The sequence below is a fragment of the Siphonobacter sp. genome, from assembly GCF_048595215.1.
Classification (GTDB): Bacteria; Bacteroidota; Bacteroidia; order Cytophagales; family Spirosomataceae; genus Siphonobacter.
On the sequence record NZ_JBMDWJ010000238.1, the window covers coordinates 14,789 to 37,669 of the forward strand.

A 22,881-nucleotide genomic window follows, 5' to 3' on the forward strand; every position below is an offset into this window, starting at 1 on the left:
GATAGAAAGGTTCCTCTTCAGATGAGCCTTTTAGTTTTGAAGGATACGTTCGTAAAAATCCAGCAGCCGCTGTTGTTCGTGAGTCCAGTTGTAGCGTTGCCGGACGGCCCGTTTGCCGCGTTCACCCATCTGTGCTCGGACGGTAGGTTGCTCAATTAAAGTCTTCAGGGACTCATACAACTGCTCCACGTCAGTAGGATCGATGCAAAAGCCACATTCGTTTTCCTCAACTACTGATTGATACAAAGGAAAGTTGGACGTAATAACGGGCAAACCCAAGGCCATGTATTCAAAGATTTTACTGGGATACGATCCGGGAAAATCGCCGATGGGTCGTAATAGGGCGACCCCGCCCAAACATCCAGCTCCCATTCGATACGCTTCCGGAGCCGGTGTATGTCCGTAAAAGATCAAGTTTTCTCTGACCTCCGCATAGCCGGGTAACTGTTCTATTTCTTCAAAGGAGCGAAGATCGAATCCCGGTTTCCCAAAAATATGCCAACGAAAATCCGGGTACTCCTTCCGCAGGAGACGGGACGCTTCAATCATGATATCCAGGCAACGGGCCTTACTGATTTGTCCCAGATAGAAAAAGGCGGGCGGGCCACCCGTCGTTGAAGGAGCAGCGGAAGGAAATAAATAAAGGTCCGGGAAATTATGCAGGACGATGGACGGCTTCTGTATATCCGTATACGATTCCAGATACGAATCTTCCGCGAAAATGAAGTAAAACTTCCGGCGAGCGATACGGTCGAAGAGTCGGAAGAACCAGCGAAACAGCCGACCGTTGTTGATCTGCTTGCCATCGAGTTGCTTCGCCATATTTTCGTACGCATCGAAAATGACTTTTGACCCCAACCACTGATTTAGCAACGCAACGGGTAAGGCTTCGGGGGCGTGTACGTGTACAATGTCCGCTCGTATTCGTACACTATGCCACAAAACTCGTGGGTGTACGAAAAGCAACCGTTTCAGTAACGAAGACTCGTAGGGAATTGCAATGAAATTTACTGAAGCAGAGGAGCTCAGCGGTGGCGTCGCTAGTACGGTAGTCGGGTAACGCAGGGCCGTACTAACCGCCATCTTCAGGACCATTCGCGAATCATCCCCCCGATGCAGAGTACTCAGGTGTAGTACATTAGGTTTCATGCAGCAATAACTCTGTTTCTAAGTTAGGTTGGAAAGCCACTGGGAATACGTTCACGGAATGCATTGCGAACAACTGCTTCCGGCAAAGATACGACTGATGCTTTTGTTCTACGGAGGTTAAGAGGAATCTAGAAGGATCAGATTACTAGGAAATCGTATGAAAATAAAATTATAGTTAATTCCTAAAAACGACAACGATGCTATGAGTTCTGCTATTTTTGTGGTAATTTATTGCAATAAAATTATACTATAGTAAGTTCGAATGAAGCGACTTCCCCTCCTCTTACTTCTTCCTATGCTGATTTTCAGTAGCTGTCAGAAAAATAAGCAGGAATACACCCGTCTTACCAATAATCCTGAATTTTTACGAAAGGCTGAACGCAAACTGACCCAGGTCATCATCCACGATGTATTCGGACCGCCCGTAGCCGCTCGTATTTACGCGTATTCTAGTCTAGCCGCGTACGAAGCCTTGTTGCCTGCGTATCCGCAGTATAGAAGCATGGCGGGACAGTTGAATGAGTACACGGCTACGCCCAAGCCCGAAGCCGATCAGGAGTACTGCTTTCCACTGGCCAGTAGTCGGGCCTTTCTGCTGGTCGGTCGGCAGTGGACCTTCTCAGGCGGTATGATTGATGATTTTGAAAAGGATTTTTACGAATCGTTTGAAAAGGCTCTGCCTTCGGACGTGTACGATCGCTCCATGCAGTATGGAGAGGCGGTGGCCAAACACGTCATTGCGTACTCGTTAAAAGACCAGTATAAGGAAACCCGGGGATTCCGCTATACCGTAACGAATCAAAAAGGAAGCTGGGTACCCACGCCACCCGCGTACATGGATGCCTTGGAACCATTCTGGGCCAAAATCCGGCCTTTGGCCCTGGATTCGGCTACGCAATTCCGGCTTAAGGGTTTTCCAGCCTACAGCGATAATCCCGCCAGTGATTGTTACAAGGAGGCGAAAGAGGTATACGAAGCCGTAAAGTTTAGTACTGAAGAGGAGAAGGAAATCGCAAATTTCTGGGATTGTAATCCGTTCAAAATGAATATTCAGGGGCACGCGGCGTTCGCTACCAAGAAAATGTCCCCAGGCGGCCACTGGATGAGTATCGTGGGTCTTACCACCCGGAAAACCCAGAAAGATTTCATGCAAACCGCCGAAGCGTACCTACTTACGTCCATCGCTTTATTTGATGGATTCATCGCTTGCTGGGATGAAAAATACCGTACGGTTCGTATTAGACCAGAAACGTACATCAACAATCTAATCGATGATCAGTGGCAGCCTTTATTGCAAACACCACCCTTTCCTGAATATCCATCCGGGCATAGTGTCGTTTCCGCTGCCTCAGCGGTTACGTTAACGGCCGTGTTGGGGGATCATTTAACCTTTGCCGATTCCTCTGAACTAGCGTATGGATTACCCGTGCGTCAGTACTCTTCCTTTAAAGCGGCGGCAACCGAAGCCGCCATTAGTAGGCTGTATGGCGGAATTCACTTCAAAACGGCGATTGACGATGGCTTTAGTCAGGGCGAATCCGTTGGTACCTGGATTTTGCATAAAATTAAGACCAAGCAGTAAAAAAAATACTTAGGCGTAAAAAACTCATTTGTAAAATACAACGATGAGGTATTTAAATTATACTTTTTTATGAGTATAAATGACTAAATTGTTTTTTTGAAAACAATAAGATTGAAATTGTATTATATGAATTAAATATTGTAGTTTGCGTACCGGGAAGCAGTAAAAATGTATCCATCTAATAATATACTAGACAAATTCGAGAGATCCGGTTTGTTCTTTTCTAATTAGATGGACACTTTGCTCTAACCAAGTTTACTAATACAATACATAACCCTTACAAATGATGAAACAGACTTACTTGCAGCGTAGCTCGTTGGGTCAAAAAAGTAAATTCAGACAGTGGTCTACCGCATGTCTGAGTCTTTTAATGATTCTTCTCCACATGACGACCTGGGCTCAGCAAAGAACCCTTACTGGAAAGGTTACTTCAGCTGAAGATGGAAGCGATCTGCCCGGTGTGAGCATTTTAGTCGTTGGTACTTCTAATGGTACACAAACTGCCGCCGATGGAACGTATAAGATTAGCGTTACATCCGGTTCGAAACTTCGCTTTACGTCCGTTGGTATGATTTCGCAGGAAATCGATATTACGAACCAGACCACACTCGATGTAACGTTACAGCCTAATTCTCAGTCGCTTTCGGAAGTCGTCGTCGTCGGATACGGTACGCAGCGGAAAGCGGACGTAACCGGAGCCACTGCCACGGTAACTTCGAAAGACTTTAACGCGGGGGTCTTGAACAACCCCTTACAAGCCGTACAGGGTAAAGTATCTGGTCTGGTGATTAGTGCTCCCAACAGTGATCCTACCAATAACCGTCCTACCATTCGTTTACGCGGAACGTCATCGCTGTCCGCCAACTCTGAGCCTCTGATTGTAATTGATGGGGTAGCAGGTGCTCCCTTGAACAGCGTTGCTCCGGAAGATATTCAGTCGGTTGACGTATTGAAAGATGCTTCTGCCGCGGCGATCTACGGTTCACGCGGGGCAAACGGCGTAATCATTGTTACGACTAAAAAAGGTACCGCAGGTCGTACCTCGGTTGAATACAGTGGTTACATTTCGATGGGCAAAGAAGTACGGCGTCCTGGGTTCCTGACGCCAGACGAATTTCGGGCGAAATTGGCGGAACGGAACGTCACGGGTCAGGACTTTGGAGCTTCAACCAACTGGATTGATCAGGTAACCCAAACTTCCTGGACGCAGAACCACTCGGTAGCCGTCAGTGGTGGAGCCGAAAAATTTAGCTACCGGGGTTCACTGGTGTATCTGGATCAGCCCGGTATCGTGAAAAACTCCGGATTCAACCGGATTAACGCTCGCTTGAACCTGGTACAGAAAGCGTTGGACGATCGTTTGGAAATTCAACTTTTACTGTCCCACCAAACGAATAACAAAAAATTCGTCGATTACGGAGCCCTGCGTTCAGCGGTACGTTTCAACCCGACGCAGCCGATTTACAACGCCGACGGAACCTTCAACCAGCCCCAGGGACAGTTTGAAGTAGAAAACCCACTGGCTCGTCTGATGCAGTTGACGAATGAAGGCAAAGAGCGTCAGACGTTACTGAATGCCAAAGCCAGCTACGAAATTGTGAAAGGTTTGAAAGTAGGGGTGAATGCTTCGCAAAGTACGTTTGATTACCTGTATGGTTTCTTCATCCCCAGTTATTTCCGGGGTAGTGGAAACAGTATTTCACGGGCCCGTCGGGAAACCCAGGAAGTACTGGATCGCTTGATTGAAAGCACCGTTAACTATTCGAATACGATTGATAAACACAACTTTAGCGTTCTGTTAGGTCATACGTATCAAAAAGTTAGCAACGAAGGTTTTGGTGCCGAGCACAGCAATTTTCCCGATGCCTTTGGTTACAATAACCTGGAATCGGGTAACGATAACGCGGATGGATCGACCAACCGTCGGGTAAACTCGTACAAGTCAGAAGCGATCCTGGTAGGTCTGATTGGTCGGCTTAACTATTCGTACAACGAAAAGTACTTGTTGACGGCCAATATCCGCCGTGATGGATCTTCTCGTTTCGGTGCCAATAACCGCTGGGGTTGGTTCCCCTCCGTATCAGCGGGCTGGCGTTTAATTGAAGAGGATTTCATTAAAAGCAGTAACCTCTTCAGCGATTTGAAACTGCGGGCCGGATACGGTGTCACGGGTAACCAGGATGGTATTGCGGACTACGCAGCCCGGCGTTTATACGGTTCGCAAGGATCGTATTATACCAACGGTGGATTCCAAACGGCTTACTTCTACTCACAAAACGCGAATCCAGACTTGAAATGGGAAACCTCTGCCATGACCAACATCGGGGTAGACTTCGGTTTCATGAAAGGCCGCCTGACGGGCTCGCTGGAATTTTACTACAAAGACACGCGCGATCTGTTGTTTAACTATCCCGTTGCCATTGGCTCCCGGTATGGTTCACAGCAACTCGTTGCCGGAACGAACAACGTCCTGGCAAACGTAGGTCGGGTATCCAACAAAGGGGTTGAATTAGCTCTGGACTTCCAGGCCATCAGCAAACAGGATTTCGAGTGGCGTACCACCCTAAACCTGGCTCACAATACGAATAAAATCGTATCGTTGAGTAATGACCTGTTTCAGTACAACACCAGTAACCCTATCCTTTACGGTGGTTTCGGTAGCGGACAGGGCGGTATTGCTTCCCCCATCGTATTGCAGGAAGGCTATCCCATCGGTACGTTCTACGGTCCCCGCGTAACGGGTTTCAACGACCGTGGTGAGTACATTTATCAGGATTTAGGGGGTGGAGGAACGCAACCTGCCGGTGCCGACCGTACCTACCTGGGCAACGCTCAACCCAAGCTGACTTTGGGCTGGCAAAACAACTTCACGTACAAGAACTGGGATTTATCCTTTTTCTTCCGCGGGAGTTTAGGTCAGAAAGTAGCCAACGGGATGTACATCTACTTTGCGAACCCCAACCGGTTTCCCGGCGAAAACTTGCTGAAAGATGCCTTCACGACGGGTATCGGCACGGGCGTATCCTCTGCCTGGTCGGATCTGTGGCTGGAAAATGCCTCGTTTGTACGGCTGGACAACTTCCGTTTGGGTTACCGCATTCCGGGTCTGAAGAAAATTCTTCAGAATGCTCAGGTCTACATTTCCGGTCAAAACATTTTCGTTATTACGAAGTACCGTGGAGCTGATCCAGAAGTACGTACTGGAGATTCGCGTAGCCAGTATGGTTCAATCAGCGACGATAACCGGGCGGTGAACCTGTCACCGGGCGTTGACCCTGTCTCTTACTACCCGCGGGCTCGCACGTTGGTAGCCGGTGTTTCATTAACATTCTAGGCTAGTAGCGAGTAAATTCATTATGTAATCAGTAATAAGCTTTAGGCTTATTTATAGAATATCATACTTCTTATGAAAACGCTTAAAATTTTATACGGACTCGGGCTTACAGGGATGATGATTTTCAATCAATCCTGTACCAATCTGGATTCTACCGTATATGATCGGGCCGATGCAAGTAATTTCCCAGCTACTGAATCCGATCTGAACGCCGTTATTGGTTCCTCCTACGGAACGTTACGGTCTTTCGTAGACGATCCCTTTGTGTTGCAGGAAACCACTACGGATGAAGTGGTAGTACCGACGCGGGGACCTGACTGGTATGATGATGGTCGTTGGCAACAGTTAGCCCGCCATCAGTTTACGCCCGTTATTCCATCAAACATTAACGGAGCTTGGGAAGCTTTTTACCGCAGTATTGCTAACGTTAATATCAATATTGGCACTCTGAAAGAGTCTAACGTAGCAAATAAGGAGAACACAATTGCGGAGTTGCGGGGAATCCGGGCTCTGAATTATTACTATCTGGTGGATTTGTTTGGCCGGGTTCCCATTCTGACGGAAAATTCTCCCGCCGGAAACCCTCGACAAAGCCCCCGGGATAGCGTTTTCTACTTTATTGAAAAGGAATTGAAAGAAGCGATTCCTTTGATGCGGAATGAAAACAGCGTTGCCATGTACGGACGGATGTCACGCGGTGCCGGACACGCTCTGCTGGCTCACGTGTACCTGAACGCAGGAGTTTTTACGGGTACGCCTCGTTGGGCTCAGGCCGCCGCAGAAGCAGACTCGGTGATCAACTCAAAACTGTATTCGCTATCGCCGAACTTCCTGGACAACTTTGCTGTCAATAACGATCGGAACGGATCAAGAGCCGAGAACATTTTCGTCATTCCTTATGACAAAACGTTTGCTACCGGGAACACCTTCCAATTGCGTACCCTCCACTACGCGTTGCAGCAGAAGTACGGACTGGCCAATAGCCCCTGGAATGGCTACTGTACGTACGCCGATTTTTATTCAACGTTTAGCGATCAGGATGCCCGTAAGAAAATGTGGTTAGCTGGTCCGCAGACGGGTCCCGATGGACGAGTTATTCAGTACGATGACCGCGTAGATGGACAACGGCATGACGTGAATTTTACCCCGGAAATCAATGCTTTGGAACGGGCTTTAGCGTATCAGGGCGTTCGTTTTCAGAAATTCGAAATTCAGGCGAATAACTTGATTACCAGTCAGGATAACGACTTTCCAATTTTCCGGTATGCATCCGTGTTGATGACCAAAGCCGAGGCTTTATTCCGGCAGGGAAAAGTGGCGGAGGCTCTGCCTTACATCAATCAGATTCGGAAACGGGCCGGTGTAGCTGATTTTACGGCTTCCGATATGACCCTGGACAACCTGCTGAAAGAATACGGACGGGAGTTTGCTTTCGAAGGACGTCGCCGTACGGATTTGATTCGCTTCAAGTCCTTTACTGAAAAAGCCTGGCAGTTTAAACCCGTAACGGACTCCAAGTATAACCTGATGCCGATTCCGGCTACGCAGCGAAACAGTAACCCTCTGTTGGAGCAAAATCCGGGTTATTAATTTTAGATGCTTTACCTTATTTTACAGGCTCCTTTCCAGGTTGGGAAGGGGCCTGTATTGATACTAGCCTCAGTAAACAAGTAATCAATGCGTGATCAGTGTAACATAGTCCTGAAAGTACTAATCGTAGCGAGTGGTTTCTTACTAGGCTTGACGGCCTGTACTTCTTCCCATGAAAAACCCCTGTTTGAAACGTTGGATTCGACCCAAACGGGTATTGCGTTTCAGAATACCGTTATAGATGATGACAGCCTGAATATTGTCGAATACCTGTATTTCTACAATGGAGCAGGCGTAGCGGCGGGAGATATTAACAATGATGGACTAACGGATCTGTACTTCGTCAGCAACCGTGGCAAGAATAAATTATACCTCAATAAAGGAAACTGGAAGTTTGAAGACATTACCGAGCAGGCCGGCGTCGGCGGTTTTGCCGACTGGCAGACGGGCGTGAGTATGGCTGATGTAAATGGTGACGGCTGGTTGGACATGTACGTGTGTGCCGTCGGAAATTACCGGGGACTGGAAGGTTCCAACGAACTGTATATCAACAATCACGACGGAACCTTTACGGAAAAGGCCGCCGAGTACGGGTTAGATTTTACGGGCTTTTCAACGCAGGCGGCTTTCTTCGACTACGATCACGACGGCGATTTGGATTGTTACCTGCTCAATCACGCCATTCATAAAGCCATTTCGTACAACAACGTAAATGCTCGGTTCCTGCGGGACAATGAAGCGGGGGATTACCTGTTCGAAAATAAAATCATTGATAAGGGAAATCAGGCGAAACCCTTGTTTGTGAATGTATCCGAAAAGGCGGGTATCTACGGAGCACCCATGGGCTACGGTCTGGGGATTTCCGTGGGCGATCTAGATAACGACGGCTGGGAAGATCTTTACGTTTCCAACGACTTTCACGAAGACGATTACTACTATCACAATAACGGAAACGGCACCTTTACTGAAAAGCTAAAGGAAACATTTGCTCATACCAGCCGCTTTTCGATGGGCAACGATATGGCCGACATTAACAACGATGGCTGGCTGGATGTCATGACGCTGGATATGTATCCCGAAGATGAAACCGTCGAAAAATCATCGGCGGGCGAAGATGCGTTCGACGTTTTTTCGTTCAAACTCAGCTATGGGTATCACTATCAGTATGCACGCAATTGTCTGCAATTAAACCTACAGGGTAAACGCTTCGTGGATATTGCCGCTCAACTCGGCATGGCCGCTACAGACTGGAGCTGGGCACCGCTCTGGGCCGACTACGACGGCGATGGCGTGAAGGACGTATTCATCACCAACGGTATCGTCCGGCGACCCAACAACATGGACTATATTAAATACGTCTTTCAGGATTCCGTATACGCCGCCTTGGATAAACGGGTGAAAGATGCCGTTCGCAGATCCATTCAACACATGCCCGAGGGCAAAACGCACAATTACCTGTACCAGGGCGTTGCCAAAGGACCCTTCGATTTCAATTTCAAAAACCGCTCTGCGGACTGGGGATTTGCGAAGGAAAATATAAGTAACGGAGCGGTCTACGCTGATCTGGATAACGATGGCGATCTGGATTTGATCAGTAACGATATCAATGAGGCCGCGGGCGTATATCGAAATACAGCCCGCCAGACGCTGGGGAACCATTACCTGAAAGTAAAGTTTCAGGGAGAGAAAGCGAATGTTTTTGGCATCGGGGTGAAAGTACTACTGCGGGACAGTACTCAGTTGTTTTACCAGCAAAACAGCCCCGTACGCGGGTTTCAATCATCAGTAGAACCTACGTTAACGTTTGGTTTAGGGAAACAAACCGTGATCGACAGCCTGCTGGTGATTTGGCCGGATGGAAAATCAGAAACCCTACGAAATGTTAAAACGGACCAAAATCTGACCTTGCGGTATACTTCTGCCCAAAATCAGGAAGTATCGCAGTGGTGGAAAACGGCCGAGACGCCCGTACTGGAGGAAGTACAGCCCGGTCCCATTCCCTACACGCACTATGAGAACAAGGATTATTTCGACTTTAGCCGTGAACCGCTGATGCCTTTTCAGCTTTCGACGGAAGGTCCGCGACTGGCCAGGGGTGACGTAAACGGCGATGGCCTGGAAGATATTTACATTCCCGGAGCCAAGCTCAAGGTTGGGCAGCTATTCACGCAGAAACCCGACGGTCAGTTTGTCCGTAGTATGCAACCTGCGTTCGACGCTGATTCATCGGCTGAGCACGTAGCGGCTACGTTTTTTGATGCCGATGGGGATGGCGATCTGGATTTGTACGTTGTCGCAGGTGGGAACGAATACTACGGCGAAATGGGTCAGTTACAGGACCTGTTGTACTTCAACGACGGCAAAGGTTCATTTACCAAAGCCAGTACGGCGTTACCCAAAATGCTGGAGAATAAGTCGGGCGTGTACCCGGCGGATTTCGATAAAGACGGAGACATTGATTTATTCGTTTCGGGTCGCGTGACGGCTTATGCCTACGGTAAACCACCCCGGTCTTTTCTGCTCGTAAATGACGGGAAAGGGAATTTTAGCGATCAAACGGATCGGCTGGCTCCCGAATTAAGATTGGCCGGCTTACTAACGGATGCCCACTGGAGTGACTTTGACGGCGACCAGAAACCCGATCTACTGGTAATCGGCGATTGGATGGAGCCCCAACTCTTCGTACAAAAAGGCGGAAAATTCAGCCGAAAACCGATTCGGATGGAAGAAGCCGACGGTACGGAATCGACCCGAATGAAGGGTTTCTGGAGTCGGATGGCCTGGGGCGATCTCAATAAAGACGGGCGGGAAGATGGGATACTCGGTAACCTGGGTCTAAATAGTCGTTTTCGTCGAAAAGGATCTAACCATTTGAAAATGTGGGTAAAAGACATCGATTCGAATGGACAGGCCGAACAAATTCTGGCGTACGAAGATCAGTCTGGCTCGTACTATCCGCTGGCGGGCAAAGACGAACTGGGTAAACAGCTTCCTTCGGTCATCAACAAGAAGTTTACCACCTACGCTGATTTCGCCGGAAAAACCGTCGAGGACATCTTCAATAAAGGCGAGCTGAACGGAGCGACTGAATTTGAAATCAACCGCTACAGTTCCGTCTGGCTGGAGAACAAAGGCGACCTTCGGTTTGTCATTCACGAGTTGCCGGCTCCGGCCCAATGGTCAAAACTGTACGCGTTTGCAATTGGCGACGTGGATGGTAACGGGACACCAGACGTACTAACCGGAGGCAACCTCTATAGCGTTAATCCGGCTCAGGGACAGTATAATGCGAACCCCGGCCTTATACTGTTCAACGACGGCAAAGGTAACTTCCGAGCCAGCCCCGGACCTTTTTCCGGTTTTTCAGTATCCGGCGAAATCCGGGATATCCAGGCCCTCCGAACGGCAGCGGGCACCCGCTGGCTGGTTAGCCGGAACAATGATCGGCTCCTAGTATTTAAAACCCACACGCACCCCATTCAGTGAATTCCCTATACCCCATGAAGCAATTGATTCGGATAATGGCCCTGATTCTGGTCCTGGCCGCGTGCGGAAAGAAGCAGGAAGAAACCCTGTTTGAGTCGCTTCCGGCGGAACAAACGGGTATTACGTTCGTCAATGAAGTGAAGGACGATAAGGAGCTGAACATTTTCAATTACCGGAATTTCTACAACGGCGGTGGCGTCGCCATCGGCGACATCAACAATGACAGTTTGCCCGACGTGTTACTAACGTCCAACATGGGCGATAACAAGCTGTATCTCAACAAAGGCAATTTTAAGTTTGAGGATATTTCCGAGAAAGCCGGAATCAAAGGAAAGCACGCCTGGAGTACCGGAGCCACGTTTGCGGATGTAAACGGCGATGGCCTTCTGGATTTGTACATCTGCAATGCAGGGAACCGTCCCAATGATGACCGGGCCAACGAACTCTTTGTCAATAACGGCAATCTGACCTTTACCGAAAAAGCCAAAGAATACGGGTTAGACGACCGGGGTGTATCGACGCACGCCGCCTTTTTCGACTACGACCGCGATGGCGATCTGGACATGTTTCTGCTCAATAACAGCTTCATGCCGGTCGGACGACTGGGCTATAAAAACCTGCGAAATCAACGCGATTACGACGGCGGTCATAAGTTCTTTGAAAACCGGATCATTCACAAAGATGCCGATCCGGTAACGAAACAGTTCGTAGATGTTTCAGAGAAAGCGGGCATTTATGGAAGTGTCATTGGCTTTGGATTAGGCATTACGGTAGGGGACGTAAACGACGACGATTGGCCGGACATTTATGTTTCCAATGATTTCTACGAACACGATTATCTGTACCTCAACAATCACGACGGAACATTCCGCGAATCGCTGAAGGAAACTTTTCCGCACATCAGCCTGTCCTCGATGGGAGCGGATGTCGCCGACGTGAACAACGACGGACGACTGGATATTTTTGTAACGGAAATGCTACCCGGTACCGACCGCCGACTGAAAACAACCACGTTGTTTGAAAGTTACGAGCTGGAACAGTTCAAGCTCAGTCAGGACTACCATTACCAGTACATGCGAAACATGTTGCACCTGAACAACGGACTGGACGCGAAGGGAAAACTGACGTTCAGCGATGTGGGGCAGTACGCGGGAGTAGCCGCCACCGACTGGAGCTGGGGAGCTCTGCTGTTCGACATGGACAACGATGGGCAGAAGGATATTTTCGTGGCGAACGGTCTGTATAAAACCATCTCGGATCAGGATTTTATCTCCTTTTTTTCCGACGACCAGACCATGCAACAAGTGGTGACCCAGGGCTTCAATTTCGCGGAATTTCTACCCAAGATGCCTTCGGAGCCCATTCCCAATTATGCGTTTCGTAATGAAGGAAATCTAAAATTTAGTAATCAGGCTCAGGCCTGGGGACTCGCTGATCCCAACTTTTCGAACGGATCGGCTTACGGCGATCTGGATAATGATGGCGACTTGGATCTGATTGTGAGCAACGTCAATCAGCCCCTGTTGGTCTACCGCAATCACGCCAGCGACCGCAATCATCAGCATTTTTTACGCGTAAAGCTGAAAGGAACCGACCAGAACCGGAATGGAATAGGAGCGAAAGTTCGGGTGTATCAGCCTAATCGTACGATACTCCTGCAACAAATGCCAAACCGGGGTTTTCAGTCTTCCGTGGACCTGACCCTGGTCTTTGGCCTGGGAACGGAAACCAAGATTGATTCCGTAACGATTGTCTGGCCGGATGGTCAGCAACAGGCCCTCCCGAAGGTAAAAGCGGATACGGATCTCGTTCTGGATTATCGTCAATCAAAACCTGGAACTCCCCGAATGGAAGCAAAACGTGCGTCTTATTTCACCGATGCAACGGCTTCCTCCCGCCTGGACTATACCCACGTAGAAAATGCGTTTGTGGACTACAACCGCGATCCGCTGCTCAAACAGATGTACTCCACGCAGGGGCCGCCGCTGGCCGTAGGGGATGTCAACGGCGATGGTTTGGATGACGTATACCTCGGCGGGGCTTCCGGCTCGCCCAAAAAATTATTCGTGCAACAGGCCAATGGTACGTTCAAAGGTCAGGAGCTGATTATGCTGGATACCGAACGCCTGTACGAGGACGTTGCGGCCACTTTCTTCGACGCAGATCAGGACGGTGACCAGGACTTGTACGTGGTGAGCGGAGGGAATGAATTTATCGACGGCTCCGCTGAACTCGAAGATCGTCTGTACCTGAACGATGGGAAGGGAACGTTTACTCGTGACCGTCGCCTGCCCTTGTTGTATTTAAACGGCTCCAGTGTCACGGCGGCAGATTTCGATCACGATGGTGATCAGGATTTGTTTGTGGGAAGTCGCATGGTATCGGGACAGTACGGCGTGTCACCGCAGAGTCAGTTGCTCGTCAATAATGGTCGGGGAGAATTCAAGGTAATGACCAAACGGTATATCCCGGAATTTTCAAACATTGGAATGGTAACCGACGCGGTATGGGCGGATGTCAACCGCGATTCCTGGCCCGATCTGATTATCAGTGAAGACTGGGGTCCCGTTACCATTTTCCTGAATGAAAAGGGGCAACGCCTGGCCAGATCGCCTCAACTGTCGGAACTGACGGGTTGGTGGAACCGCCTGTACGTGCGGGATCTCGACGGCGATGGTGATCTCGATCTGGTAGCGGGTAATCTGGGTAGCAACAACCGCTATCATGCTTCGGCAGAACACCCGGCGGAGCTGTACGTTAACGATTTTGACCGCAATGGTACCATGGAACAAATCATCAATTGCTGGACCGAAACCGGCAAAAGCTATCCCATGGTACTCAAGCAGGATTTACAGAAAGCGGTACCTTCCATCAAAAAGAAATTCCTGAAGTTTACGGATTACGCCGAAAAAACGGTCGAAGATCTGTTCGATGAAAGCTCCCGCGAGGGTATGCTCAAGCGTTCAGCGGTGGAAGACCGGACGGGCGTATTCTGGAACGACGGAAAGGGAAATTTCCGCTTTGAAGCCTTACCCCGGGATGTTCAGTTTTCACCCATTTACGGAATCAGCAGTGTAGATTACGATCAGGATGGAAAGCTGGATTTGGTGTTGACGGGTAATTTTTTCGAGTGCCTGCCCGAACTGGGCCGTTACGACGCCAACCGGGGAGTCGTACTAAAAGGCATGGGACAACAAAAATTCAACGTCGTACCTTCCGCTCAGACGGGTTTGATCGTCGAAGGGCAGGTACGACGTTCGGCCGAGCTAAAAACGCCGCAGGGAACCGGACTGATTTTTGCCAAAAACGGAGCGGCCGCTCAATGGGTGCGTACGCAGCAAAAGCTTCGCTAGTCAACCGGAATCTTAAGCAAAAATTTATTCTGCTCCTGGTACGAAGCGGGCAAATGGTTAATAGCCGTAGGCGTATTGAGATCCGAAGCCGAGTAGGCAGAACCGAACAAATAGCGGCCGTCTACATTTTCGACTTTGGAAGCGTAAAACGGAGTATCAATGTGAAATTCAGTACGGAATTGGGCGTCCGTGGACAGCGTCAGGTAATTACGGAATTTCAGTGGGCTGTTTGCTTCGGAAAACTCATAACGAACCAAAGACTGTTTCTTTACCTGAGTCGCCACAATTGGAACCTCTATTTGCTCTACAGCGGTAGGTTCTTTCGAAAAACGCCAGGCCTTGCCAGGAGCTACTACGAATTTAGCCTGCACCAGTTTAGTTTTGGGCGGAATAAAAGCAATCCGGTCCTCTTTGCGAAGAGTACCACTAAATGATCCACCCTGGTAGGAATACCAACGGTATCGATTGGCAGAGGTGCCCGAATACTCTCCTTGAAAGCTAGCTTCATCAACCCAGTAATCAAACTTTTCAGTGTCTTTGATAAAGGCTGAACGTTTCCAGTCGATGTATAACGGTACCTCTAGTTTGTTGTAGATGTCCATCCGAACTACACCATTTTCTCCCTGAAAGTTAAATTGAAGGCGGAGCGAATCGGTTTCGTAAACGAAAGCCTTATCCTGCAGAATAACGTTTGGACTGTGTAACGTAACCACCTGAACTTTGGGCGTACAAGACACAAGCCCTAACGTGAGTAGAAATAGTAATAAACGTAAAGTTTTCATAGCGGTTGATTTTGGATCGTTAAAGTAAAACCTAATGGGGAAGTGGGGAAGTTAAAAATTCTTAAAACCATACCGGTTGGGCAAAACGATCCCGAGAAGTGTTCCCCGCAAAAGGATGTACTTTTCTACAAAAAAAGAGGCCGTATTTATTTTGATTTTTATCAAATAATGCGGAGTTTAACGTTTCAAGCAACCTGTGCTCATACTAGCTTAACTCTCTGGTTACGAAAGCAGTACTTCGGGTCTGGCAAGTCAAAATCTGGCATTGTTTTTTAGATTTTTATGCCGCTTGCATGCCCCATTCTTCAGAAAACCAAATTTCCATTTAAATACGGCTTCACGGCCATTAACTTTTATGAAACAGTTTTTATTTGTTTTTGCTGTTATGGGCGTGCTATGCTCAGCCTGTAATCCGAAAAGTCTGGTTATCCACTCGGGATACGCCCCCAATTACACGCATTTGTACAATACCTATTGTATCGCTTTCGATCCCATTACTGCACAGGATACAACACTTCAACACGACATTATTACAGCCGAAATCAACCGACAAATGCAACTGAGAGGTTTTCAGTATACCACCGAACAACCGGACGTACTGGTCTTTTATTCTCTGCATCCCGACAAAATCAAACTGAATACCTACGTAAAGAGCTATCGCTATCCAGATGTGGACTATGTAGTGGACAAGACTTTTTTGCGGAAAGGTACCTTGCTCATTCAGTTTCAGGATACGTTCATGAACAAGACGGTGTGGCAGGGCTACGCGGCCCGCGTATCACCGGAAGGATTCTTCGATCGAAAAGCCATTCGAACCGCTACCCGAAATGTATTGCTCGGCTACAATACGTTCTCGCTGACGTATCAGGCTCAAAACCGCGAGCGTTCTTCGTACTAGTAGGACCGGAAAGACCAAAGAAAACCTCCGTTGCTCAGCAGCGGAGGTTTTCTTTTAATGGAGTAACAAGCACTAGATTCCCTTCAAAACGGCTTCTTCAATGACTGCAGGGTAATGTTTGTATTCCAGCTCGTGGCATTTATAGGCTACTTCAGCGGCGGTATCACCCGGCTCTATCGGGAAAGATGCCTGAAAAACAATGTTTCCTTCGTCGTAATGTTCATTGACAAGGTGAATGGTAATGCCCGATTGCGTTTCGTTCGCGGCAACAACCGCTTCGTGTACGCGATCGCCATACATGCCCTTGCCACCGTACGAAGGCAGTAAAGCCGGATGGATATTGAGAATTCGATTGGGGAAAGCTTCAACCAGCTCTTTGGGTACCAGCCAGAGGAATCCGGCCAGAATGACCCAGTCGATGCGGGCTTCTTGGAGCCAGCTCAGTACCTCGCCGGAACGAAACTGCTGCTGATCAAATAAACGAAGGGGAATGCCCAGGCGATTCGCCCGTTCGATGACGCCCGCCGAAGGGTTATTACAGAGAATCAGTTCGACCGAAATCTCGGCGTGACCGTCGAAGTAGCGAGCGATATTCTCGACATTCGTACCCGAACCCGAAGCAAAAAGTGCTAAACGTTTCAAAAGCAGATAATAGTTACGCAGGTACCTTCAACGTACCCGAAAAGTCAAAACAGTTGGAGCTTACCGCAGGTACACGCCCGCCTCGGGACCTTCCAGTACCACCTCAATGTGATCATTCAGCGTGGTCATCAGAGCGTAGCCGACAAAATCAGCGGATACGGGGTAGCGGCGGTAGTTGCGATCGACCATCACCGATACCTGTAAGCGTTTGAGCTTCGTCTGAAAAAAGGGCATTAGGCTATAGGCGAGTGTACGGCCCGTATACAGCACGTCATCGCAGACAATCACGCATTTGCCCGCCAGCGTAGCCGAGTCAATGTCTAGTTGAATGGCGTGGGAAGCGGGATCGGTTTTTTGAAGTTGAATGTCAATCTGCTGTACCTTCAGCGGCGAAATGGCTTCCAGTTGTTCTTTCAGCAGCGTTGCCATCACGACACCCTGACCTACGATGCCCGCCAGAACGATTTCCCGCTCTTCAAAATTGGTTTCGTAGACCTCAAACGCAATCCGGCGTAACTTCTGCTTGAGTTGTTCCGGATTCAGGAGCAAAGTTTTTTCAGTCGAAATCATGGCCGAATTTACGGGGTCCGCTTCGTACGGAAACCATAGTACGCCGGAAAAATCATAAAATTGACCGTCGATAAGATATTCTCGGAGCCGACATCATTTAGTACACCCGCCTTTTCGTATTTTTGTACTTTCGATGAGAATCGGCCAGCAAGCCCGTCAAGCTTTCCGATTTTCGTTATTTAGTTTTTTACTACTGAAGAAATGGCAAAAGTTCCGGTAAATCGCTACCAACAGCCCTACATTAACAGCGGTCAGATGGGAATGCCCCAGGGCGTTCGCACGAAAAAATGTGGCCTCGAACCCAAAAAATACATCAATCTGGCCCTACGTGACTGGATTAAGCAGGAATGGTTCTGGTTTCTGATCCCCGTGGCTGTAATTATCATCAACGTAGTTCTCAACGTCACCAATGCGTATCCCAACTGGTGGATTTATCTGGTAGCCGTCTTAGGTGCAGTAGGTTTCGGATTATTCCGGGCCATGCAGTTCACGGCCACGACGCAGGTGGAACAGAATAAGCAGATGTTCGAAAAATTCGTTTATGAATTCGACAACCGTCAGATCTTTGTCTGGAAAAACCGCGAGAAGAAAGAAGGGGGTCAACTGCCCTGGAACATGATTCAGTCGGTACAGAAGGAAAAAGATGCGTATCTGTTCATTTTAGGAAAATATCAGTATCTCTACCTTCCTTTCAATGTCTTTAATTCGGAGCACGACATCAAAATGTTCGAGACCATTTTGACGCGTAAAGAACTGTTGAAGTAATTGAAAAGATATTCCATATAATCCAGTAAAAGAGGTCGGTGGCTTGCCATCGGCCTCTTTTATTTAGAGAATTATAGTCACAGCACCGCAAATCCCCAAAACGATGCCTCAAAGTCTGCTTAACGAACGACTGAACCCCTTACGTCAGCAGTTAATTGAACACTCCGTCTATCACCGTATTCACTCCATCGAGGCTCTACGGGTCTTTACCCAAAGTCACGCCTTTGCCGTCTGGGACTTTATGTCGCTGCTCAAAGCCTTACAACGGCAACTAACGTGTGTGCAAGTACCCTGGTTACCAACGGCTTCAGGGAACACGGCGTACCTGATCAATGAAATTGTAACGGGTGAGGAAAGTGACGTCGACCAGCACGGCGTACGCATGAGTCACTACGAGTTGTACCTGCGGGCCATGCAGGAACTACAAGCGGATACCACGGTCATTGAAACATTCGTAGCCGACCTGCGGCAGGGTAAATCCGTAATGGAAGCCCTGGAAAATACCGGTATTCCCGAGGGAGCACGGAATTTCGTCGCCTTTACATTTTCCGTCATTGATCGCAATCGTCCCCACGAAATTGCTGCCGCTTTCACGTACGGACGCGAAGACCTGATTCCGGATTTATTCATCGAACTGGTACGCAATCTCAACGAACGCTTTCCGGGTCAGCTCGACACCTTCCGGTACTATCTCGAACGACACATTGAAGTAGACGGGGGTCATCACGGTCACCTGGCCGAAGCCATGGTGCAGGAACTCTGCGGTAACGACGGCACCAAATGGCAGGAAGCCATTGCCACGGCGGAGGAATCGATCCGTCAGCGGATTGATCTATGGAATTCCATCACGAGTCGTTTAGAACCCGTCGATCAGAACTAATTCGTAAAATTTTTAAGTAATTGCAGCGTTTCTAAGGGAATACGTCCAAAGAAAGCTGAGGCTTTGAAGTAAGCTTTTTTATTCCGGTGAAGAATTCTATACCTTCTTGGAAAAATTCTACTTGCTTCAAAGCCTGACTTCTCTAGAAGTAAGCGTACAAATCTTTACCTTTAAGTTTCAGTACCAACAACGAGTCTATACCTATTTCTTCACGCACTGCTTATGAGCAATTTCCACATCCAGGAAACGCCCGAAGTATTCGATGTCATCATCGTTGGATCGGGTGCGGGTGGCGGCATGGCGGCTTACCAGTTATCGAAGGCCGGAGCCAAAGTCTGTTTACTGGAAGCAGGAGGTTACTACGATCCTGCTGATCCCAAGTACATTACGCAATTGAAATTCCCCTGGGAGTCCCCTCGTCGCGGAGCCAGTACCACGCGTCCCTTCGGCGATTTCGACGCCGCCTGGGGAGGCTGGCAGTTGGAAGGCGAACCGTATTCAGCGGCACCGGGTACCGAATTTCACTGGTTTCGCAGCCGGATGCTCGGCGGCCGTACCAATCACTGGGGCCGTATTTCCCTGCGTTTCGGTCCCGACGATTTTCGTCGCGGAACGCTTACGGGCATTGGTGATGACTGGCCGATTACGTATGACGATGTCGCTCCGTATTACGATAAAGTCGATAAACTCATCGGTATTTTCGGTTCGAAAGAAGGGCTTCGTAACGAGCCCGACGGCCACTTTTTACCGGCTCCCAAACCGCGTCTGCACGAATTGATGCTCAAGAAGGCGGGTAAAAACTTGGGAATTCCGGTCATTCCGTCGCGTCTTTCCATTCTGACGAAAAAAATCAACGACGAACGCGGCCAGTGTTTCTACTGCTCGCAGTGCGGCCGGGCCTGTCAGGTATACGCTGACTTTTCTTCCTCATCCTGTCTCTGCAAACCGGCGGTCAAAACGGGTAATACGCGACTGATTAACGGAGCTATGGTTCGCGAAGTACTAACGGACCAGAAGACGGGATTGTGTACGGGCGTTTCGTATGTGGATACCGCTACGCTACAGGAGCGGACGGTACGCGGAAAGATCGTGGTGCTGGCAGCTAGTTCCTGTGAATCCGCCCGATTGCTGTTGAACTCCAAATCCGCCCGTTTCCCCAATGGACTCGCTAACTCTAGCGGGGTCATCGGTAAATACCTGAATGACTCGACGGGAGCCAGCCGTTCGGCTTTCGTTCCGGCCCTGATGAACCGGAAACGGTACAACGAAGACGGCGTGGGCGGTATGCACGTATACACACCCTGGTGGCTGGATAACAAAAAGCTGGACTTCCCCCGGGGCTACCACATCGAGTACGGCGGCGGCATGGGTATGCCCATGTACGGCTACGGCATGGGGATTCACGGCATGAACGGCAAGTATGCTTATACCGATGGCAAGTCATTGCCTTCGGGTGGTTATGGCTCGCGTTTGAAAGAAGATGCCCGCCGTTTCTACGGAGCGTACGTGGGTATGGCCGGTCGCGGTGAACCGATTCCCTTGGAAAGTAACTACTGCGAAATCGATCCGAATAACGTCGATAAATACGGGATTCCTACGCTGCGTTTCCACTACAAATGGTCGGAAAACGAAGTGAAGCAGGCCCAGCACATGCAGGATACGTTTGAAGAAATGATCCACGAAATGGGCGGTATTGCGTTGGGTAATAAGCCGGGTAAAGAACAGAACTACGGTCTGGAAGCTCCCGGCAAGATCATTCACGAAATCGGTACGGTTCGGATGGGCAGCGATCCCAAAAAATCCGCTCTGAACTCGTTCATGCAGGGTCACGATGTGAAGAACCTGTTCGTCGTAGACGCCGCTCCGTTCGTCACCCAGGGCGACAAAAACGTAACCTGGACGATCTTAGCGATGTCCATGCGAACGAGTGACTACATCATTGATCAAGTGAAACAGAAGAATTTATAAAGCGTTGATGCGTTTTGGGTTTAGTGTTTTGAGTTAAAATACCTAGCATGATTCGTAAACTCATGCAGTATTTAAATCAGTCTTCGATCAAAGGTAGTCGGTATCAACTGAGTAGTCCGTCTTCCAAAGTAGAGGAACTGGAAATAGCGTATGAATGGGTAGTCGATCAGAAAAGCTAACAACTCAAAACCCTAAACTCAAAACTTCAAACACTGACACACATGAAACGTCGCGATACACTTAAATCCATTGCACTCGGGTCGCTGGGCATGGCTACGGTTCCTTCGACGGACCTGGTGGCGGCACCGCCCGAAAAACCACTGGCTATTCCCGGTGGACGGCAGAAATCCGAAGCCATTCGGGATGCCAAACTTCAGGCGGAAAAGTTCTTTACGCCGCACGAACTGAAAACGATTACGGTCCTCTGCGACATTATCCTTCCCGCCGATCAGAAGTCGGGGAGTGCCTCGCAGGCGGGCGTACCCGCGTTCATCGAGTTTATGGCGAAAGATCAGCCCGTACACCAGACGCCCCTGCGGGGTGGGCTGGCCTGGCTCGACAGCGAAAGCCGCAAACGCTTTAACAAGAAGTTTGTAGAACTGACGAAGCCCCAGCAAATCGAGATCGTCGATGACATTGCCTACCCTGAACAGGCAAAGCCGCAGTACTCCCAAGGAGTGGCCTTTTTTAACAAAATGCGGGACATGACGCTCACCGGCTTCTACACCACTCGCATGGGCTTTGACGATCTGGGTTACGTAGGAAACACCCCCAACAACTGGGAAGGCGTACCCGAAGAGGTGCTGAAGCAATATGGCTTGAGTTATGAATAGGGATGGAGAGGTGTTTTAGGTTTGAGAAGAGAGTTTGAAGTTTGAAAAGGTGTGAAGTTTGAGTAAAGTTTAAAGTTTGTTGGAGTTTAAGGTTTGAGTAGCGTTTCAAGTTTGAGTGAAGTTTGAAGTTTAAGTAGGGTGCAAGGTTGAGCGAAATAGGTTATTGGCTTCATAGCCTAGGGTCATTTCACTGTACTTACAAGCTCCTCTCTCATCTGAAACTACTCTCAAACCTATTCACACTTGAAACCATTTAAACCTGAAACTTCACTCAAACCCCATCACACTTCAATTCCATTCCCCAATGCTGATTCGGAGAAATACCGGGTCAGCATTTTTATTTTCCCTACTTTTGCGGACGTTTTAGGTTTCGGTACCTCTAGGTACCGGATTAAAAGGGAACACCGGTGCAAATCCGGGGCTATCCCCGTAGCTGTAAGTTTCGGGATCGTTTCGAGTGTTGAGTTTAGCGTTTGGGGTTCTGGTGAATAGTAACTCAAAACGCTGAACACAAAACCCAAAACAATCCAATTTCCAGACAATTCGCCACTGTACCCGTTTCGGTATGGGAAGGTGTCTGGAATGAAACGAGCCAGAAGACCTGCCTGGAACGAAATCCATTTCGAGCTTTCGGGTGAAAAGTCGTTTAGGAAAGGTAGACTATTGGCGGGTGACTCTGACGCCCGTCCGTATCGTTTATGCCTTTCATCTCGCGTAACCGGATTGCTCATCATCTCTTTTATTCAGAAAACGATGAGCGTTTTTACCAAAAGTACTCTTCTCTGTTTGTTAGCTACAACGGCCGCTTGGGCTCAGGAAACTCAGCTGGAGCCCGTCACTGTGACGGCCAACCGTACCGATCAGAAACTCTCCCAGACCGGAAAAGTTGTCACCATACTCCCGGATTCAGTCCTGCAGAAATACGCTACGCAGTCCGTCGGTGAATTGCTTTCGCGTCAGGCCGGCTTTATGGTGGTTGGGGCCCAGGGACCCCTCGGTACCAATCAGGATGTATACGTACGCGGAGCTGGTCAGGGCAATACCTTGAT

16 protein-coding genes and 1 riboswitch are annotated in these 22,881 nt (G+C 49.0%); of the genes, 12 read left to right on the forward strand and 4 right to left on the reverse strand.

The window, feature by feature from the left end:
- Positions 1-30: 30 nt before the first annotated feature.
- Positions 31-1,149 carry a glycosyltransferase gene (locus tag ACOJTG_RS14955; RefSeq protein WP_420154561.1) on the reverse strand — a complete coding sequence of 373 codons (1,119 nt, stop codon included), beginning with the start codon at positions 1,147-1,149 and terminating at the stop codon, positions 31-33.
- A gap of 262 nt (positions 1,150-1,411) precedes the next feature.
- Here ACOJTG_RS14955 and ACOJTG_RS14960 point away from each other — a divergent pair, with 262 nt between their 5' ends.
- The 5 genes from ACOJTG_RS14960 to ACOJTG_RS14980 all read left to right on the forward strand — a co-directional run bounded on the left by ACOJTG_RS14960 (position 1,412) and on the right by ACOJTG_RS14980 (position 14,494).
- Positions 1,412-2,731: a vanadium-dependent haloperoxidase gene (locus tag ACOJTG_RS14960; RefSeq protein ID WP_420154562.1), complete on the forward strand. Its 1,320-nt coding sequence runs from the start codon at positions 1,412-1,414 to the stop codon at positions 2,729-2,731.
- Positions 2,732-3,017: 286 nt separating this feature from the next.
- On the forward strand, positions 3,018-6,065 hold the full coding sequence (locus ACOJTG_RS14965) for a SusC/RagA family TonB-linked outer membrane protein (protein WP_420154563.1): 3,048 nt from the start codon (positions 3,018-3,020) through the stop codon (positions 6,063-6,065).
- A 72-nt stretch (positions 6,066-6,137) separates the two neighbouring features.
- Complete coding sequence (locus ACOJTG_RS14970; RefSeq protein WP_420154564.1) at positions 6,138-7,655, forward strand: RagB/SusD family nutrient uptake outer membrane protein; 1,518 nt, start codon at positions 6,138-6,140, stop codon at positions 7,653-7,655.
- 87 nt (positions 7,656-7,742) lie between these two features.
- Complete coding sequence (locus ACOJTG_RS14975; RefSeq protein ID WP_420154565.1) at positions 7,743-11,141, forward strand: VCBS repeat-containing protein; 3,399 nt, start codon at positions 7,743-7,745, stop codon at positions 11,139-11,141.
- A 14-nt stretch (positions 11,142-11,155) separates the two neighbouring features.
- Entirely contained in the window at positions 11,156-14,494 is a 3,339-nt protein-coding gene (locus ACOJTG_RS14980; protein ID WP_420154566.1) for a VCBS repeat-containing protein, read from the forward strand.
- On the opposite strand, the gene ACOJTG_RS14985 is transcribed toward ACOJTG_RS14980, so the two are convergent.
- Positions 14,491-15,276: a hypothetical protein gene (locus ACOJTG_RS14985; RefSeq protein ID WP_420154567.1), complete on the reverse strand. Its 786-nt coding sequence runs from the start codon at positions 15,274-15,276 to the stop codon at positions 14,491-14,493. The genes ACOJTG_RS14980 and ACOJTG_RS14985 overlap by 4 nt on opposite strands.
- A 355-nt stretch (positions 15,277-15,631) precedes the next feature.
- On the opposite strand from ACOJTG_RS14985, the gene ACOJTG_RS14990 reads away from it, so the two are divergent.
- Positions 15,632-16,174 carry a DUF4136 domain-containing protein gene (locus ACOJTG_RS14990; protein WP_104712789.1) on the forward strand — a complete coding sequence of 181 codons (543 nt, stop codon included), beginning with the start codon at positions 15,632-15,634 and terminating at the stop codon, positions 16,172-16,174.
- A gap of 72 nt (positions 16,175-16,246) precedes the next feature.
- Here the strand turns inward: ACOJTG_RS14990 and ACOJTG_RS14995 are convergent, their stop codons facing one another.
- Positions 16,247-16,816, reverse strand: a complete 570-nt coding sequence (locus ACOJTG_RS14995; protein WP_420154568.1) for a phosphoribosylglycinamide formyltransferase — start codon at positions 16,814-16,816, stop codon at positions 16,247-16,249.
- Positions 16,817-16,876: 60 nt separating this feature from the next.
- Positions 16,877-17,386: a phosphoribosyltransferase family protein gene (locus ACOJTG_RS15000; RefSeq protein WP_102200988.1), complete on the reverse strand. Its 510-nt coding sequence runs from the start codon at positions 17,384-17,386 to the stop codon at positions 16,877-16,879.
- A 201-nt stretch (positions 17,387-17,587) separates the two neighbouring features.
- Here ACOJTG_RS15000 and ACOJTG_RS15005 point away from each other — a divergent pair, with 201 nt between their 5' ends.
- The 6 genes from ACOJTG_RS15005 to ACOJTG_RS15030 form a co-directional block, all read left to right on the forward strand.
- Complete coding sequence (locus tag ACOJTG_RS15005; RefSeq protein ID WP_420154569.1) at positions 17,588-18,151, forward strand: YcxB family protein; 564 nt, start codon at positions 17,588-17,590, stop codon at positions 18,149-18,151.
- Between the two features lie 103 nt (positions 18,152-18,254).
- The gene (locus ACOJTG_RS15010) at positions 18,255-19,031 is read left to right on the forward strand and encodes a DUF3050 domain-containing protein (RefSeq protein WP_420154570.1); all 777 of its coding nucleotides are present in this window, start codon (positions 18,255-18,257) and stop codon (positions 19,029-19,031) included.
- 222 nt (positions 19,032-19,253) lie between these two features.
- Complete coding sequence (locus ACOJTG_RS15015) at positions 19,254-20,999, forward strand: GMC oxidoreductase (protein ID WP_420154571.1); 1,746 nt, start codon at positions 19,254-19,256, stop codon at positions 20,997-20,999.
- 47 nt (positions 21,000-21,046) lie between these two features.
- On the forward strand, positions 21,047-21,178 hold the full coding sequence (locus tag ACOJTG_RS15020) for a hypothetical protein (RefSeq protein ID WP_420154572.1): 132 nt from the start codon (positions 21,047-21,049) through the stop codon (positions 21,176-21,178).
- Positions 21,179-21,220: 42 nt separating this feature from the next.
- Entirely contained in the window at positions 21,221-21,832 is a 612-nt protein-coding gene (locus tag ACOJTG_RS15025; RefSeq protein ID WP_420154573.1) for a gluconate 2-dehydrogenase subunit 3 family protein, read from the forward strand.
- 348 nt (positions 21,833-22,180) lie between these two features.
- Positions 22,181-22,456, forward strand: a riboswitch (cobalamin riboswitch).
- A partial coding sequence (locus ACOJTG_RS15030) for a hypothetical protein (RefSeq protein ID WP_420154574.1) occupies positions 22,415-22,881 on the forward strand: 467 nt, incomplete at its 3' end. (Overlaps the previous riboswitch by 42 nt.)

Coding starts and splice junctions, on each gene's coding strand:
- ACOJTG_RS14955 (WP_420154561.1), bottom strand. CDS start 1,149: ATGAAACCTAATGTACTACACCTGAGTACTCTGCATCGGGGGGATGAT.
- ACOJTG_RS14960 (WP_420154562.1), top strand. CDS start 1,412: ATGAAGCGACTTCCCCTCCTCTTACTTCTTCCTATGCTGATTTTCAGT.
- ACOJTG_RS14965 (WP_420154563.1), top strand. CDS start 3,018: ATGAAACAGACTTACTTGCAGCGTAGCTCGTTGGGTCAAAAAAGTAAA.
- ACOJTG_RS14970 (WP_420154564.1), top strand. CDS start 6,138: ATGAAAACGCTTAAAATTTTATACGGACTCGGGCTTACAGGGATGATG.
- ACOJTG_RS14975 (WP_420154565.1), top strand. CDS start 7,743: ATGCGTGATCAGTGTAACATAGTCCTGAAAGTACTAATCGTAGCGAGT.
- ACOJTG_RS14980 (WP_420154566.1), top strand. CDS start 11,156: ATGAAGCAATTGATTCGGATAATGGCCCTGATTCTGGTCCTGGCCGCG.
- ACOJTG_RS14985 (WP_420154567.1), bottom strand. CDS start 15,276: ATGAAAACTTTACGTTTATTACTATTTCTACTCACGTTAGGGCTTGTG.
- ACOJTG_RS14990 (WP_104712789.1), top strand. CDS start 15,632: ATGAAACAGTTTTTATTTGTTTTTGCTGTTATGGGCGTGCTATGCTCA.
- ACOJTG_RS15000 (WP_102200988.1), bottom strand. CDS start 17,386: ATGATTTCGACTGAAAAAACTTTGCTCCTGAATCCGGAACAACTCAAG.
- ACOJTG_RS15005 (WP_420154569.1), top strand. CDS start 17,588: ATGGCAAAAGTTCCGGTAAATCGCTACCAACAGCCCTACATTAACAGC.
- ACOJTG_RS15010 (WP_420154570.1), top strand. CDS start 18,255: ATGCCTCAAAGTCTGCTTAACGAACGACTGAACCCCTTACGTCAGCAG.
- ACOJTG_RS15015 (WP_420154571.1), top strand. CDS start 19,254: ATGAGCAATTTCCACATCCAGGAAACGCCCGAAGTATTCGATGTCATC.
- ACOJTG_RS15020 (WP_420154572.1), top strand. CDS start 21,047: ATGATTCGTAAACTCATGCAGTATTTAAATCAGTCTTCGATCAAAGGT.
- ACOJTG_RS15025 (WP_420154573.1), top strand. CDS start 21,221: ATGAAACGTCGCGATACACTTAAATCCATTGCACTCGGGTCGCTGGGC.